Origin of the sequence: Kosakonia sp. N21, assembly GCF_050587465.1 — a bacterium.
In the GTDB taxonomy this organism is placed as follows: domain Bacteria; phylum Pseudomonadota; class Gammaproteobacteria; order Enterobacterales; family Enterobacteriaceae.
This window is the reverse complement of the sequence record NZ_JBOBHR010000005.1, coordinates 192,658-208,747: the sequence shown is the minus strand read 5'-3', so window position 1 is coordinate 208,747 and position 16,090 is coordinate 192,658. Positions and strand designations below refer to the sequence as shown.

The following is a 16,090-nucleotide window of genomic DNA, read 5'->3' as shown; positions in this document are numbered from 1 at the left end:
AATTACCACACAATCAACAGGCCAAGGGAGAGGCTAAGCGCTATAACGAACAGTGAAAGATCCATCAGGATGGGATGCCAGATATCGCCGGCGTAGATCCAGTCGCGCAGCAGGCGGTGGGCAACAAGCCAGAGTAAAAAGCCCAGCATCACCGCCTTAAACAGAGGAGGAAAGTAAACCGATGCGCCAAAAATCAGGTCCTGCAGGGGTAATTCCGGGGTGCTGGAAGTTAACTTCACGCGTTTATGTCCTGTGCAGTCGGGCGAATCGCCGGGCAGGCGGTGTACGGTAAAAACGGCCAAAAACGACGCCGTGCTAAAGCGGGGGATCCTTAGCGTAAGCCCTGACGAGTGCAGCAATACATTTGTTTTGCCAATATAAATACTGCAAACTATTCTAAAATGAGTATAATAACTTAGCAAGCTAATTATAAGGAGATGAAATTGGAATCGCCATTAGGTTCTGATCTGGCACGCTTAGTGCGCGTCTGGCGCGCTTTGATTGACCATCGCCTGAAACCTCTGGAATTAACGCAGACTCACTGGGTAACGCTGCATAATATTCATCAGTTGCCGCCCGATCAGTCGCAAATTCAACTGGCAAAAGCGATTGGCATCGAACAGCCCTCGCTGGTGCGTACGCTGGACCAACTGGAAGATAAGGGGCTTATTTCCCGCCAGACATGTGCCAACGACCGCCGGGCTAAGCGGATCAAATTGACAGAAAAAGCCTCGCCAATCATTGAAGAGATGGAAACGGTTATTCGGAAAACGCGGGGGGAAATTCTCTCGGGAATTTCGACCGAAGAACTGGATCTGTTGATTAAGATGATTGCCCGGCTCGAGCACAATATCAACGAACTACAGTCGCGAGACTGACACCAAAAAGCCTTGCTTTCGCAAGGCTTTTTCATATTTTCGCTGTGAAACAAACTGCAATGTGGTCACACTGCAACCTGACTTAGCGCGGGGAGACGGTCACCTGACGACCATTGCTTGCCAGCACAACGCGCTGACCTGCTGCGAAACGGGAGTTGCCCTGTTTCTGCACCACCATAATGGTGTTGCCGTCATCTTTACGGATTTCCAGTTCTACGCCCTGAGTTTTATTCATTGCACCCTGAACCGACTGGCCCGCTACGCCGCCGGCAACCGCACCTGCTGCTGTTGCCAGAGAACGCCCGGTGCCGCCGCCAACGGTGTTACCGAGGAAGCCGCCCAGCACCGCACCGCCAATTGCGCCGATGACATTGTTATCATCGCCGCCCTGAATCTGTACCGGACGTACGTTCACAATGGTGCCGTAAGTGACATTTTGCACTTGTTTGGCTTCGGATGCAGAGTAGACATCACCAGAAAGCGTGTCGTTATTGACGCAGCCAGCCAGGGTAAGACCAATCAGCGAAACTGTCAGTGCACGTAACATCATTTATGAATCTCCTGTTCACCATGAAACGCTCTTATGAGCATCCGTCATGGCTAAATTATATGGCATTTTACTCATGACAGGTCATATCTTCTGCCTAATCCCGGCAAAAATAATAATCTCAGAGAGCTTAACCCGATCTAAACGAAGCGATTATAAGCGTTGGCGATGTTAATTTCACTTAACTGAAATAGACTCGATTGTTAAAAAGTGTTTGTGCGCGATGGCTTTACCCCCGGCTTTATGGTGGAGTGTTACCCCTCTGTCATGCATTAAAGGAAGGCGTATGAAATCGGGTCGCTACATTGGGGTGATGTCGGGAACAAGTCTGGACGGTATTGACGTGGTGCTGGCGGCAATCGATGACACCATGGTCGCCCAGCAGGCAAGCCTGACGTTTCCTATTCCGCTGCCGCTGAAAGAGGCGATCCTCAATATCTGCCAGGGCCAGCAGCTTACGCTGTCGCAGTTGGGAAGACTGGACACGCAGTTGGGCACGCTGTTTGCGGATGCCGTGCTGGCGTTAATGGACAGAGAACAATTGCGCCCGGAAGATATCGTCGCCATTGGTTGCCACGGGCAAACCGTCTGGCATGAACCCACCGGCATTGCGCCGCATACGATGCAAATCGGCGATAACAACCAGATAGCCGCCCGGACGGGTGTGACGGTGGTAGGGGATTTCCGCCGTCGTGATATCGCGCTGGGCGGTCAGGGCGCGCCGCTGGTACCTGCTTTTCACCATGCGCTGCTGGCGCACCCGGTTGAACGCCGTATGGTGCTGAACATTGGCGGTATCGCGAATTTGTCGTTGCTGATCCCCGGACAGCCGGTGAGAGGTTATGACACCGGGCCGGGCAATATGCTGATGGATGCCTGGATTTGGCGGCAGAAAGGCAAACCCTACGATAAAGATGCCCAGTGGGCGTGTGAAGGCAAAGTTATCCTGCCGCTGCTGCAAAACATGCTAAGCGACGCGTACTTTTCCGCGCCTGCTCCGAAAAGTACCGGTCGCGAGTATTTCAACTACGGCTGGCTGGAGCGTCATCTGGCGCATTTCCCGGCGCTCAACGGGAGCGATGTACAAACCACGCTGGCAGAACTGACGGCAGTCACCATCTCCGAGCAAGTGTTGCTGAGCGGTGGATGCGAACGGCTGCTGGTGTGCGGCGGCGGCAGTCGCAACCCGTTGGTCATGGCGCGTCTGGCGGGGCTGCTGCCAGGCATTGAAGTCGGTACGACGGATGATGCCGGGATCAGCGGCGATGATATGGAAGCGCTGGCGTTTGCCTGGCTGGCCTGGCGCACGCTGGCGGGGTTGCCCGGTAATTTGCCGTCGGTAACCGGCGCCTCTGCGCCAACGATTCTGGGCGCGATTTTCCCGGCCAACCGCGCCAGAATCAGAGTTAGCTGAATTCCACATTGCGGGTGTACCGCTAGACTGACGAAGCTTAAGGAGGGCGGGCGTTTCGCCCTCCATGACCAGGACAGTCCCGGGAATACCTCATGAAAAAAGTGTTGATCGCCTGCCTGCCCGCGCTGCTTGCCGGGTGTAGTTATTACCACCAGTTCGTTGAACGCATGCAAACCGATACGCTGGAATACCAGTGTGATGAAAAGCCGCTTACCGTCAAACTCAATAACCCCCGCCAGCAAGCCAGCTTTGTCTGGGATGATAAGGTCCTGACCCTACAGCAAGGATTATCCGCCTCGGGTACCCGCTATACCGATGGTGTCTACGTGTTCTGGTCTAAAGGGGATACCGCCACGGTCTATAAACGCGACCGTATTGTGCTGAATAACTGCCAGTTACAAAATCCGCGGCGTTGAGATTTTCACAGGGGGGCGCATAATAGCCCTACCTGATGATTACACTCGCTAACGCCATGTCTGATAACGATCAATTGCAGCAAATCGCGCATCTGCGCCGTGAATATACCAAAGGCGGCCTGCGCCGCGGCGACCTTCCTGCTGAACCGCTGAAACTCTTTGAACGCTGGCTGGGCCAGGCCTGCGAAGCGCAGCTTGCCGATCCGACCGCGATGGTTGTCGCCACGGTGGATGAGACCGGGCAGCCTTACCAACGCATTGTGTTGCTCAAGCATTATGATGAAAAGGGGCTGGTGTTTTACACCAACCTCGGTAGCCGTAAAGCGCACCATATCGAACAGAATCCGGCCGTCAGTCTGCTGTTTCCCTGGCACATGCTGGAACGCCAGGTCATGGTCACCGGGAAAGCGGAACGTTTGTCGACGCTGGAGGTGGTGAAATATTTCCACAGCCGCCCGCGCGACAGTCAGATCGGTGCCTGGGTATCCAAACAGTCCAGCCGGATTTCCGCGCGCGGTATCCTGGAAAGTAAGTTCCTTGAGCTGAAGCAAAAATTCCAGCAGGGCGAGATCCCGTTACCCAGTTTTTGGGGCGGGTACCGTGTGAGCATTGAACAGATGGAGTTCTGGCAGGGCGGCGCAAACCGTCTGCACGATCGTTTTTTGTACCAACGCGAAAATGACGCATGGAAAATTGATCGTCTCGCCCCGTAATCCCTGAAAAATGTTGCGTTAAGCGCTGGCACTCCGTGTTCCGGCGCTTTATTCTATCTGCCCCCCATGAAGTATCCTTTCGCATCTGGCGAAAAGTCGTGTACCGGCAAAGGTGCAATCCGTTTTATACATGGAGAATTTGATGGCAAGCAGTAACTTGATTAAACAATTGCAAGAGCGGGGCCTTGTGGCCCAGGTGACGGATGAGGAAGCGTTAGCAGAGCGACTGGCGCAGGGCCCGATCGCGCTCTATTGCGGCTTCGATCCCACCGCTGACAGCTTGCACTTGGGGCATCTGGTTCCATTGTTATGCCTGAAACGCTTCCAGCAGGCTGGTCACAAACCGGTTGCGCTGGTGGGCGGTGCGACCGGTCTGATTGGCGACCCAAGTTTCAAAGCCGCTGAGCGTAAACTGAATACCGAAGATACGGTGCAAGAGTGGGTGGATAAAATCCGCAAACAGGTCGCGCCGTTCCTCGATTTCAACTGTGGTGACAACTCGGCGATTGCAGCCAACAACTACGACTGGTTTGGCGGCATGAACGTGCTGACTTTCCTGCGTGATATTGGCAAACACTTCTCTGTTAACCAGATGATTAACAAAGAAGCGGTAAAACAACGCCTGAACCGGGACGATCAGGGGATCTCGTTTACCGAGTTTTCCTACAACCTGCTGCAGGGTTACGACTTTGCCTGCCTGAACAAACTGCACGGCGTGGCATTGCAGATTGGCGGTTCCGACCAGTGGGGTAACATCACCTCCGGTATCGATCTGACCCGCCGCCTGCATCAGAACCAGGTGTTTGGCCTGACTGTTCCGCTGATCACCAAAGCCGATGGCACCAAATTCGGTAAAACCGAAGGCGGCGCGGTCTGGCTGGATCCGAAGAAAACCAGTCCGTATAAGTTCTACCAGTTCTGGATCAACACTGCCGATGCGGACGTGTATCGCTTCCTGAAATTCTTCACCTTTATGGATATCGCGGAAATTAACGCGCTGGAAGAAGAAGACAAGAACAGCGGCAAAGCGCCGCGCGCGCAATACGTTCTGGCAGAGCAGGTAACCCGTCTGGTGCACGGCGAAGAGGGGCTCATCGCCGCGAAACGCATCACCGAAAGTCTGTTTAGCGGTACGCTGAGCGCGCTGAGCGAAGCGGACTTCGAACAACTGGCGCAGGATGGCGTGCCGATGGTTGAGATGGAGAAAGGTGCGGATCTGATGCAGGCTCTGGTGGATTCCGAACTGCAACCGTCTCGTGGCCAGGCGCGTAAAACCATCGCATCCAATGCCGTGACCATTAACGGTGAAAAACAGTCCGATCCGGAATATGTCTTCACCGACAGCGATCGCCTGTTTGGTCGCTACACGCTGCTGCGTCGCGGTAAGAAGAATTACTGTCTGGTGTGCTGGAAGTAATTCATCGCCGACCTGAGGACGAAGGGAGTGAGAAATCACTCCCTTCTTTTTATTGCTCATTCTTGCAAGGCAACAACCATGAAGAATATTCTCGCCATTCAATCGCATGTGGTCTTTGGTCATGCGGGGAACAGTGCGGCTGAATTTCCTATGCGCCGGTTAGGTGCGAATGTCTGGCCGCTGAATACGGTGCAGTTTTCTAACCATACGCAATACGGTAAATGGACCGGCAGCGTGATGCCGCCAGCGCATCTGACTGAGATAGTGCAGGGGATTGCCGCCATTGATCAGTTACAGCGCTGTGACGCCGTACTGAGTGGTTATCTGGGCTCGGCCGAGCAGGGTGAACATATTCTGGGGATCGTCCGTCAGGTGAAAGCGGCGAATCCGCAGGCGAAATATTTTTGCGATCCGGTGATGGGACACCCGGAAAAAGGCTGTATCGTCGCCCCTGGCGTGGCGGAATTTCATGTGCGCCATGCGTTACCGGCCAGCGATATTATTGCACCGAACCTCATTGAGCTGGAGATCCTCTGCGAACACGCCGTCAATAACGTGGAAGAAGCGGTACGGGCAGCTCGTGAGTTAATTGCTCAGGGCCCGCAGATTGTGCTGGTGAAACACCTGGCGCGCGCCGGGTTAAGCGCGGATCGCTTTGAAATGCTGTTAGTCACGCCGGACGAAGCCTGGCATATCAGCCGACCGCTGGTGGATTTTGGCGCACGGCAGCCAGTGGGCGTTGGCGATGTTACCAGTGGGCTGCTGCTGGTGAAACTGTTGCAGGGCGCGACCATCCGTGAGGCGCTGGAGCATGTAACGGCGGCAGTCTACGAAATTATGATCACCACCAAAGCGATGCAGGAGTATGAACTGCAGGTGGTGGCGGCTCAGGACCGGATTGCGCAACCCGAGCATCTGTTCAGCGCCACACAGCTGTAAAAAAGGCGGGATATCCCGCCTTTCTCTCCAGGTCTGATAACGCGTTAGCTCTCAGACCTGCGCTAAATCCTTACGCAATCCCTTCCGCCGCCATTGCGGCAGCCACTGCCGGGCGTGCTGCAACGCGCGCCATATAGTCGTCGATGTGCGTCAGTTCAGCCAGATTCAGTTTCACCGCGCGCGCCCAGCGCAACACGGTGAACAGGTAAGCATCGGCAACGGTGAAGTGTGCGCCGCTGATCCACGCCTGATGGCTCAATGTGTCGTTAACATACTGCAGTTTTTTCTCCAGTAATGCGCGCACGCTGGGTTTGTATTCTTCCGGTGTATCCGGACGAAAAAGCGGTGTGAAGCCCTTGTGCAGCTCCGTTGCGATAAAGTTGAGCCACTCCAGCGTCTTGTAACGTGGTAATGCGCCCACTGGTGCCAGCAATTGGCTCTCTGGTGCGTTGTCCGCCACGTATTGCATGATCGCCACGCCTTCTGTGATCAGCGTACTGTCGTCCAGCAGCAGCGCAGGAACCTGGCCTTTCGGGTTGATAGCGAAAAAGTCATCGCCGTTCTCAAGGCGTTTTTTCATCAAATCGACGCTGAGCAGGGAGACCTCTTTCCCGGCTTCGCGCAGGGTAATGTGGGAGGCAAGGGAGCAGGCGCCTGGCTTGTAAAACAGTTTCATTATTGTTTCCTTATGGCTGATTTCGGTCATAGGTTATTACGCAGTGGAATAAAAAAAAAGCCGCTAACGTGCGTTAGCGGCTTTAAATTTCGTGTTCCCCGCGAATGTTAAGCGGTGGCGGTTTCAGTCGCTTTGCTGGCGCTGTCGTCGCTCTGCGTCATGCGATTCAGCTTCGGCGCGGTCAGGATCATCAGCACGGCAATCACCGCAGTGACAACACCGATTTGCAGGAAAACGCTGCCGTAGATGTTCAGTGACATCAGCGGATCGGTCACATTTTCCGGGATGGCCATCTGGTTCGCGACATAGCCGGCGATAATGTTTGCACCTGCGGTGGTCAGGAACCAGCTTCCCATGATAAAGCCCATCAGACGCTGCGGCACCAGTTGTGCCACCATCGCCAGGCCGAGGCCGGAAATCATCAGCTCACCGATGCTCTGCAGGCCATAGCTTGCAATCAGCCAGCTCACAGAAACGATACCCGCGTCGGAGGCGAATTTAGCGCCCAGCGGCAGGATCAGGAAAGCGCCTGAGCACAGTACCATGCCGATAGCGAATTTGTGCGGCATGGGCAGGGTGTCGCCCATCTTGTTATAGATGGCTGCCAGGATTGGGCTGCCAATGATGATCCAGAATGGGTTCAGGGCCTGATATTGCTCTGGTTCAAACGCGATGCCGAACAGGGTGTGCTCCACGTTGCGGATGGCGAAGAAGTTCAGCGATGTTGGCATCTGGCTGTAGAGAATGAAGAAAACAATCGCCTGCAGCATAAGAATAAAGGCAACGATCATTTTACGACGCGCCGCGCCTTTCAGTGCGAAAGTCTCTTTGGCAAAGATGGTGATAATCCCCAGTGCGACCACGCCCAGTACCATGCGTGCGATGCCCTGGTTGTGCAGCAACCAGGTGGCGATTGCCACCAGCACCACGATACCCACGATGGTTGCCAGCAGGTAGCCAACACGCACCGGTTCGAAGTCCGGTTTAGAGCCGTAGTTTTTCACCCAACGTTTGCAGAAGGAGAAGTTAACGATGGTGATCAGCAGGCCAACAACGCTCAGACCGAAGGCGGTGCTCCAGCCAAACTTCGCTGCCAGCCACGGTGTCGCCAGCATCGAGAAGAAGGAACCGACGTTGACGGACATGTAATACATGGTAAATGCACCGTCCAGACGCGGGTCATCTTTTGCGTAGCAGGTTGAGAGCAGGGAAGAGGGGTTAGCTTTAAACAGGCCGTTACCCACGGCGATCGCCGCCATACCCATATACACGATGCCTGCGTCGTGACCAGACCAGGCCACCAGCGCGTAACCCACTGCCAGCACGATGGCGCCCAGCATGATAACGCGTTTTGTGCCCAGCACTTTGTCGCCCAGCCAGCCGCCAATGGCAACCAGGCCATAAACCAGTGCGCTAAAGGAGGAGAACAGGGTGATAGAGTCCGCTTCTGACATACCCAGTTGTTTTACCAGGTAAACGGCCATGATCCCTTGCAGGCCGTAATAACCAAAACGTTCCCATAATTCGATAGAGAAGATGAGATAGAACGCCTTCGGTTGTTTAAAAGCGTTCAAACTGACGCTTTCGGTTGGTTTGTTTGCAGTCGACACATATACCTCTTTTTTTACATCCCATATTAACGGGGGTGTTCGGCGCGCAATGACCAGAGTTCATCACGCTTATAGTTATATTGGGAGGGGAAACGGCGGGTAATGTTCACTATCCTGCGCTTTCAGGCAAGCCCTTTGACATATTCTGTTACATAGATCCATGCCGTTACATTGCTCGGTAATTTTAATTGTTATTCAGAGTTAAATTTCACCATTGCAATAAACATGGTTTTTTCCTCTGCATTCAATCCACACCATTCCGGTTGAAGGTGTATATTCTGCTGTTTTGCTGGTAATGCAGTGTATTGGACTGGTTTATAAAATGTATCTGGTTATATCTATGGAAAATGACTGTTTAAACTTTGTTCTATGGTCGAAGTGTTCTGGCGAAGATGCGCTTTTTTAACAAGGCATTAGCAATGTAACGATTATCACAGGGCGGTAGGATTTTTTTCTTCTAAAAAAAGGATTAATCTCATTAAATGCGTATAAGAGGAGGATTATCAGCGTTCATCAGGACTGTTTCCGGATAATCCTCGACAAAAAACAACTTTCAAAGATGTGAAAGTCGTCACATCGATGAATGATGGAAAATCAGTACGTTCAGGCCGTATTTTTGGTGGCGGCGACCTGCAGTAAATCAAAAATGTCGTACTTTTTGTGATTATGCCGCGCTTTGTTCATGACAGCGCGCGGTTGCGCTGTCAGACTTCTGTCTGTCCTTTTCTTCGGAGTTAAAACATGAATTTTCACCCGTGGCTCAATGCGTTGCATATTATTGCGGCGATTGTCTGGATTGGCGGAATATTAGTGATGGCAGTGGTAGCAAGCTGGAGCGCTGCACAGAAGGATTTGACCACTGTCTCTGGCCTGCTCAGGGATGTGCGTAGCTGGAGTCGCCGTGTGACGACGCCTGCGATGCTGCTACTGTGGGTCGCCGGGGTAGTGATGATTGTGGCGCACGGTCAGCTACCGCATATGTGGCTGGTGTTAAAACTGGTGCTGGTGGTGTTGCTCTCCGGCCTGCACGGTTTTCTCTCAGCAACGTTGCGCCGTATGGCGGCAGGCGAAGCCGTAAAGGGCGCAGGGATGATAGCGAAAGCCACCGCACTGACGATTATTGCGCTGGCGTTGATTATTCTGCTGGCCGTGATGCGCCCGTTCTGAGAATGCTCAGTCCGTCTTGTCGCCGTATTCGCACAGATCTTCGATAATGCAGGAGCCGCAACGCGGTTTACGGGCGATGCAGGTGTATCGCCCGTGCAGGATCAGCCAGTGATGGCAATCGACCTTAAATTCCGCCGGGACGACCTTCAGCAGTTTCTCTTCCACCTGCTCCACATTTTTGCCGGGCGCAAACCCGGTACGGTTAGAGACGCGAAAAATATGCGTATCCACGGCGATTGTCGGCCAGCCGAAGGCGGTATTCAGTACCACGTTCGCCGTTTTGCGCCCGACGCCCGGTAACGCCTCCAGCGCCGCCCGATCTTCCGGGACCTCGCCACCGTGTTGTTCCAGCAAAATGCGGCAGGTCTTGATGACATTTTCGGCTTTGCTGTTAAACAGACCAATGGTCTTGATGTACTGCTTCACGCCTTCCACCCCTAACTCCAGCATCGCTTTCGGCGTATTCGCAACCGGGTAGAGCAAGGCGGTGGCTTTATTGACGCTGACATCGGTCGCCTGCGCGGATAGCAACACCGCGATCAGCAGTTCGAACGGAGAGTTAAAATTCAGCTCCGTGGTGGGATGCGGATTGTTTTCCCGTAAGCGGGATAATATTTCCAGCCGTTTCGCTTTGTTCATTATGCCTTCCCGGGCGACGCCTGCGGATCTTCACTGGCGGCCGCTGCTACTTCGCGTCGTTTTTTCATTTTTTGATCAATCAGATACTTCACAGCCAGCATCATGCCCAGGCCGATAAATGCCCCTGGCGGCAACATCGCCAGTAAAAAGGGCGAATCGGTATGGAACACTTCAATGCGCAGCACCTTTGCCCAACTGCCCAGTAACCCGTCGGCACCGTCGAACAACGTACCGTTGCCAAGGATCTCACGCAGGGAACCCAGCACAAACATAGCGCTGGTCGCGCCCATGCCGATAGAAAAACCGTCCAGTGCCGACAGCGCCGGGCCTTTTTTGGCGGCAAAGGCTTCCGCACGCCCCACGACAATACAGTTGGTGACAATCAACGGAATAAAGATCCCCAGCGACTGATAGAGGCCAAACGCATAGGCGTTGATCAGCATCTGCACGGCGCTCACCACCGAGGCGATAATCATCACGTAAATGGGAATTCGGATCTCATCCGGCGTCCAGCGGCGCAGGGAAGAGATAAACAGGTTGGTGAGGGTCAGCACCAGCGTGGTTGCCAGTCCTAAACCGAGGGCGTTGGTTGCGGTGGAGGTGACCGCCAGCAGGGGGCACATCCCCAACAACTGAACCAGTGCGGAGTTGTTTTTCCACAATCCCTGGATGATAACGTCTTTGACTTCGCTCATGGTTTACTCTCCACAAACCGGCAAACGGGGTAACTGCTCAGGGAGCGTCATCGCGTACAAGCCGGTGCGTTTTACCGCGTTGACGACTGCGCGCGGGGTGATGGTGGCACCGGTGAACTGGTCGAAATCACCGCCGTCTTTTTTCACCGCAAAGTGGCTGTCGGTAGCGCCGTCTATTTTCTTCCCGGAAAAGTGGGTGATCCAGTCGGAAATACGCCGTTCAATTTTGTCGCCAAGACCGGGCGTTTCGTGGTGCTCGGTGACGCGAACACCCAAAATGGTGCCATTAAAATCCGCGCCAACCAGCAACTGAATAGCGCCAGAATAGCCGTCCGGCGCAGTGGCTTCGATAATTGCCGCCACTGGTTGTTCATCTTTTTTGGCGATCCACAGATGATGCTGACCTTTACCCAGCGCCGGGTCGCTAACCAGATAACAGCTCTGTTGCAGCGCGTTATTATAGCTATCGCCCGCGATAACCTGATCGAACAGCGCTTTTTGCTGTATCGCTGCCTGCCCGGCAATGGTGGTTTTGGTCATCTGATCGATGGCAGCCGTCAGCCCGGTAGAACCGGCGGCGAACAACGCCAGCGTCAGGCCATGTTTGCGCATTGTTTTTAGCATACCGGCTCCTTAGCGATGCCCGTACACGCGCGGGCGCGTGTAGTAGTCAATCAATGGCACGGTAATGTTGGCCAGCAACACCGCAAAAGCCACACCGTCCGGATAGCCGCCAAAACTGCGGATCAACCACACCAGCAGACCAGCCAGTGCGCCAAAAATCAGGCGACCTTTATTGGTGGTCGAGGCGGTCACCGGATCGGTAAGAATAAAGAACGCCCCCAGCATCGTTGCGCCGGAGAGCAAATGAAGTTGCGGAGCGGCCAGCGACGCAGGCGAAAAGATCCAACCCAGCGTGGCGCAGAGAGCCAGTGTGACGAGGAAACTGACCGGAATATGCCAGCGAATGGTTTTCTGCCACAGCAGGAACACACCGCCAGCCAGATAACCGAGGTTGACCCACTGCCAGCCTGCACCTGCGAGCACACCGCTGTAAATGGGATATTGCAGGATCTGCTCAACGCTGTGACCGGCATGCAAAGATGTTTTGAAGGTATCGAGCGGGGTCGCCTGGCTTATGCCATCGATACCGATACGCAGGTTTTCCATGGTTGCGCCTGCGGCGGTATGCCCGGAAAAAATCATCTGCATGGCATCGAGAAAATCGGGCGCGGTACGGGCGATGTCGTACGGCGGCAGCCAACTGGTCATCTGCACCGGGAAAGAGATCAGCAACACCACATAACCAATCATCGCCGGGTTAAACGGGTTATGCCCCAACCCACCATAGAGTTGCTTGGCGATGATCACTGCGAACACGGTACCCAGCACCACCATCCACCAGGGCGCAAGAGACGGAATACTGATGGCAAGCAGAAGCCCGGTAAGCAGGGCGGAGTTGTCTGCCAGAATCTGACCGACGCGCTGTTTGCGTAATGTCAGCACCAGCGCTTCTGCCGCCAGGGCGCTCACAATGGCGAGTACGATTTGTAACAGTGTTCCCCAGCCGAAAAACCATAATTGCGCCGCGATGCCGGGCAGTGTCGCTAGCGTGACCAGCAGCATAATGCGCGAGGTCTGACGCTGGTTATGGGTATAGGGGGAACTTGCGATTCTGAAAACCATTTAATCCTCGTTGACAGCTTGTTGCGCACTCTTTTTCGCCTGAACCCGGGCAATGGCGGCGGCAACCGCGGCTTTGCGTGGGGCATCATTGGCTGCCTGAGGCACGGCGGCCTGCGTCTGGGCTAATTTACGTGCTTTGGCACGCGCGATGGCCGCTTCGACGGCGGCTTTGCGCGGATCGACGGGCGCATCAGCCACCACCGGTTCTTCTGCGACGGTCGGTTGTGGCTCGGCGGTTCCGCTTTGTGCCAGCTTGCGTGCTTTGGCACGTGCGATGGCTGCTTCGACAGCGGCTTTGCGCGGATCGACAGGCGCATCGGGCACTACAGGTTCTTCAGCGACGGTCGGTTGTGGCTCGGCGGTTCCGCTTTGCGCCAGTTTGCGTGCTTTGGCACGCGCGATGGCCGCTTCGACGGCAGCTTTGCGCGGATCGGCGCTTTCTGCCGCCACCGGTGGTTCCTGCTCTGTGTTCTCTGCTTTTTCGGCCTGGCGCGCACGTGCCTGCGCTTTTCGCGCTTCACGAGCGGCGATCATTGCGCTGTTATCCGGCTGCTCGCCTGCCTGAATCACGACCGGCTGCGTGGCGGTAGCCTGTTTTTCACGGACGCGCGCCAGGGCCGCGTCAATCGCCTGCTGATCTTTCGCACCCGGTTGCACGGCGGCTTGCTTGTGGCGTTCGAGGCGCGCGAGTTTGTCGCGCTCCAACCGCGCCTGGCGGGCTTCAAAGCGCGCTTTGGCTTCAGCGTTGCGTCGTTCTTCTTCGGCGATGGCGGCGATCTCCGCCTTTTCCTGACGGAAATATTGCACCAGAGGGATATTACTCGGGCAGACCCAGGCGCACGCGCCGCACTCAATGCAGTCGGAAAGATGGTGCGCAGTGGCTTTATCGTGCTGCTGACCTTTGCTGAACCAGTAGAGTTGCTGCGGCAGCAAATCCGCCGGACAGGCATCGGCGCAGGCGCTACAGCGGATACACCCTTTCTCTTCTTGCGGCTCGCCCATTTCGCTTGCAGAAGGCGCCAGCAGGCAGTTCGTTATTTTGACGACCGGCACATCGAGCCACGGCAGGGTGAAGCCCATCAGCGGCCCGCCCATAATGACCAGTTGCTCCGCAGAGGGGCAGAAACCCGCGACATCGAGCAGGTGACGAACAGGCGTACCAAGGCGCGCCCAGACGTTGCCCGGCCGGGTGACCGCTTCGCCGGTTAAGGTCACCACGCGCTCGGTCAGCGGTTCGCCGTCGATGATGGCGCGTTTCACCGCATAAGCGGTTCCGACGTTTTGCATCAGAATGCCAATATCGGAAGAGCGCCCACCGTGCGGCACCTGCTTACCGGTGAGGATTTGCGTTAACTGTTTAGCGCCGCCGGACGGGTATTTGGTGGGGATCACTTTCAGCTGAATATCGTGACTGCCCGCCAGCACGGCACGCATCATCGAAATGGCCTGCGGCTTGTTATCTTCGATGCCAATAATGGTCTGACGCGGCTGAAGAATGTGCACCAGGATACGCACGCCTTCCATAATTTGTGCTGCACAATCCTGCATCAGACGATCGTCTGCCGTGATGTAAGGTTCGCACTCGGCAGCATTAATAATCAGCGTGTCGATTTTATCGCCGCCGCCCTGGAGCTTAGCGCCGGTCGGGAAGCCCGCACCGCCCAGACCAGCGACGCCGAACTGGTGGATACGCGTAATTAACGCGTCACGGCTATGGGTACGGTAATCCTGCCAGCCATCGCGATCGATCCAGCGGTCTTCACCATCGGCGTCAATGATCACGCTCATTTCCGGCAGTGCGGAAGGGTGCGCCGTCGAATGGGGTGCAATAGCGGCAATAACGCCGGATGTCGGCGCGTGTACAGGCAGCATGCGGCCGCGACCGCGGGTCAGCGGCTGACCACGCAGGACGGTGTCGCCCACTTTCACGCACAGCTCGCCTTCAGCGCCGATATGCTGTTTCAGGGGGATGACAAAACGGTTCGCCAGCGGTATCTGACGCAGCGGCGTTCCGTTGGATTGGGTTTTCATTTCAGGCGGATGAATACCGCCGTGAAAATCCCACAGTTTGTCTTTTCGGAAAGCGGAAAATAACTTAAGCATGTTGTTCCACAGCAATAGTGCGCACAGGAATGGTCTGCAAATCCCATTTCCAGTTACGGGTGGTCGCTTCCACCGGACGCAGTTCAATACACTGCGTCGGGCACGGATCCACACAAAGATTGCAACCGGTGCAAAGATCGCTCATCACCGTATGCATGGCGCGGGTTGCGCCGACGATGGCGTCCACCGGACACGCCTGGATGCATTTGGTGCAGCCAATGCAATTGTTTTCATCAATAATCGCCAGCATCCGCACCGGCTCCTGGGCGTCGGCATCGCCGTCAATCGGTTGAGGATCGACATTCAACAGGGTCGCGATTTTGAGCATCACGGCTTCGCCGCCCGGGGCGCAGCGGTTAATCTTTTCGCCTTGTTTGCCCACGGCTTCAGCGTAAGGGCGACAGCCCGGGTAGCCACACTGGCCACACTGGCTTTGCGGCAATAACTCGTCAATTCTTTCAACGACCGGATCGTCTTCCACCGCAAAACGGCGGGAGGCGTAACCGAGAATAAGGCCGAATAACAACCCGAGCACGCTCAGGGCTGCAACGGCTATCCAAATCGCACTCATTACAGTTTCACCAGACCACTAAAGCCCATAAAGGCCAGAGACATTAAGCCCGCGGTGATTAATGCAATCGCATTGCCGCGAAAAGGGGCGGGCACATCGGCAACGGCCAGACGTTCGCGGATCGCCGCAAACAGCACCATAACCAGAGAGAACCCTACCGCGGCAGCAAAACCATATAACGCCGACTGCATGAAGTTGTGCCCAAGGTTGATATTGAGCAGGGCCACGCCCAGCACCGCACAGTTGGTGGTGATCAGCGGCAGGAAGATACCCAGCAGGCGATAGAGCGCCGGGCTGGTTTTGCGCACCACCATTTCGGTGAATTGCACCACCACGGCGATAATCAGAATAAACGCCAGCGTGCGCAGATAGACTAAATCCAGCGGGATCAGAACCCAGGTATCGATGAGCCAGGCGCAGATGGAGGCCAGCGTCATCACGAAAGTGGTCGCCAGCCCCATGCCCATTGCGCTTTCCAGTTTTTTGGATACGCCCATAAACGGACACAAGCCAAGAAACTTCACCAGCACGAAGTTATTGACCAGTACCGTTCCGATAAATAGCAGCAGATAGTCTGTCATGATGTGGCCTGAAATAAAAAAAGCCGCCTATTATCGGT

Annotated in this window: 18 protein-coding genes; 7 read left to right on the top strand and 11 right to left on the bottom strand. The window is 55.2% G+C overall.

Annotated features, from left to right (window positions below):
* Positions 1-2: 2 nt before the first annotated feature.
* A complete protein-coding gene (locus ACQ3G7_RS14065) occupies positions 3-239 on the bottom strand; it encodes a DUF1656 domain-containing protein (protein WP_430890277.1) in 237 nt (78 codons plus the stop codon).
* 198 nt (positions 240-437) lie between these two features.
* Between ACQ3G7_RS14065 and slyA the strand changes: the two genes are divergently transcribed.
* Positions 438-878, top strand: a complete 441-nt coding sequence (slyA, locus tag ACQ3G7_RS14060) for a transcriptional regulator SlyA (RefSeq protein WP_263096918.1) — start codon at positions 438-440, stop codon at positions 876-878.
* A gap of 82 nt (positions 879-960) precedes the next feature.
* Here slyA and slyB read toward each other — a convergent pair whose 3' ends face one another.
* On the bottom strand, positions 961-1,428 hold the full coding sequence (slyB, locus tag ACQ3G7_RS14055; RefSeq protein ID WP_430890276.1) for an outer membrane lipoprotein SlyB: 468 nt from the start codon (positions 1,426-1,428) through the stop codon (positions 961-963).
* A gap of 283 nt (positions 1,429-1,711) precedes the next feature.
* Between slyB and anmK the strand changes: the two genes are divergently transcribed.
* The 5 genes from anmK (at position 1,712) to pdxY (ending at position 6,324) form a co-directional block, all read left to right on the top strand.
* Complete coding sequence (gene anmK / locus ACQ3G7_RS14050) at positions 1,712-2,839, top strand: anhydro-N-acetylmuramic acid kinase (protein ID WP_430890275.1); 1,128 nt, start codon at positions 1,712-1,714, stop codon at positions 2,837-2,839.
* A 92-nt stretch (positions 2,840-2,931) separates the two neighbouring features.
* The gene (gene mliC, locus ACQ3G7_RS14045) at positions 2,932-3,255 is read left to right on the top strand and encodes a C-type lysozyme inhibitor (RefSeq protein WP_263096916.1); all 324 of its coding nucleotides are present in this window, start codon (positions 2,932-2,934) and stop codon (positions 3,253-3,255) included.
* 56 nt (positions 3,256-3,311) lie between these two features.
* Entirely contained in the window at positions 3,312-3,968 is a 657-nt protein-coding gene (pdxH, locus tag ACQ3G7_RS14040; protein WP_263100913.1) for a pyridoxamine 5'-phosphate oxidase, read from the top strand.
* Positions 3,969-4,110: 142 nt separating this feature from the next.
* Complete coding sequence (tyrS, locus tag ACQ3G7_RS14035; protein WP_430890274.1) at positions 4,111-5,385, top strand: tyrosine--tRNA ligase; 1,275 nt, start codon at positions 4,111-4,113, stop codon at positions 5,383-5,385.
* Positions 5,386-5,463: 78 nt separating this feature from the next.
* Complete coding sequence (gene pdxY / locus ACQ3G7_RS14030; RefSeq protein ID WP_263096914.1) at positions 5,464-6,324, top strand: pyridoxal kinase PdxY; 861 nt, start codon at positions 5,464-5,466, stop codon at positions 6,322-6,324.
* Positions 6,325-6,394: 70 nt separating this feature from the next.
* On the opposite strand, the gene gstA is transcribed toward pdxY, so the two are convergent.
* The gene (gene gstA / locus ACQ3G7_RS14025; RefSeq protein WP_430890273.1) at positions 6,395-7,000 is read right to left on the bottom strand and encodes a glutathione transferase GstA; all 606 of its coding nucleotides are present in this window, start codon (positions 6,998-7,000) and stop codon (positions 6,395-6,397) included.
* A gap of 107 nt (positions 7,001-7,107) precedes the next feature.
* Complete coding sequence (dtpA, locus tag ACQ3G7_RS14020; RefSeq protein WP_430890272.1) at positions 7,108-8,610, bottom strand: dipeptide/tripeptide permease DtpA; 1,503 nt, start codon at positions 8,608-8,610, stop codon at positions 7,108-7,110.
* 741 nt (positions 8,611-9,351) lie between these two features.
* On the opposite strand from dtpA, the gene ACQ3G7_RS14015 reads away from it, so the two are divergent.
* On the top strand, positions 9,352-9,777 hold the full coding sequence (locus tag ACQ3G7_RS14015; RefSeq protein WP_263096911.1) for a CopD family protein: 426 nt from the start codon (positions 9,352-9,354) through the stop codon (positions 9,775-9,777).
* 6 nt (positions 9,778-9,783) lie between these two features.
* Here the strand turns inward: ACQ3G7_RS14015 and nth are convergent, their stop codons facing one another.
* From nth to rsxA, 7 genes are read right to left on the bottom strand one after another with little or no spacing between them, the layout of a single operon-like run.
* Positions 9,784-10,416: an endonuclease III gene (gene nth / locus ACQ3G7_RS14010; RefSeq protein WP_263096910.1), complete on the bottom strand. Its 633-nt coding sequence runs from the start codon at positions 10,414-10,416 to the stop codon at positions 9,784-9,786.
* Positions 10,416-11,111, bottom strand: a complete 696-nt coding sequence (locus ACQ3G7_RS14005; protein WP_430890271.1) for an electron transport complex subunit E — start codon at positions 11,109-11,111, stop codon at positions 10,416-10,418. The genes nth and ACQ3G7_RS14005 overlap by 1 nt, the downstream gene beginning before the upstream one ends.
* 3 nt (positions 11,112-11,114) lie before the next feature.
* Positions 11,115-11,735, bottom strand: a complete 621-nt coding sequence (gene rsxG, locus ACQ3G7_RS14000; protein WP_430890270.1) for an electron transport complex subunit RsxG — start codon at positions 11,733-11,735, stop codon at positions 11,115-11,117.
* Positions 11,736-11,744: 9 nt separating this feature from the next.
* Positions 11,745-12,797 (bottom strand): electron transport complex subunit RsxD, encoded by a 1,053-nt coding sequence (gene rsxD / locus ACQ3G7_RS13995; RefSeq protein ID WP_430890269.1) that lies wholly within the window; start codon positions 12,795-12,797, stop codon positions 11,745-11,747.
* The gene (gene rsxC / locus ACQ3G7_RS13990) at positions 12,798-14,900 is read right to left on the bottom strand and encodes an electron transport complex subunit RsxC (protein WP_430890268.1); all 2,103 of its coding nucleotides are present in this window, start codon (positions 14,898-14,900) and stop codon (positions 12,798-12,800) included.
* Entirely contained in the window at positions 14,893-15,471 is a 579-nt protein-coding gene (gene rsxB / locus ACQ3G7_RS13985) for an electron transport complex subunit RsxB (RefSeq protein WP_263096905.1), read from the bottom strand. Before rsxB ends, rsxC begins: the two co-directional genes overlap by 8 nt.
* Positions 15,471-16,052, bottom strand: a complete 582-nt coding sequence (gene rsxA / locus ACQ3G7_RS13980) for an electron transport complex subunit RsxA (RefSeq protein WP_017456621.1) — start codon at positions 16,050-16,052, stop codon at positions 15,471-15,473. The genes rsxB and rsxA overlap by 1 nt, the downstream gene beginning before the upstream one ends.
* Positions 16,053-16,090: the final 38 nt, after the last annotated feature.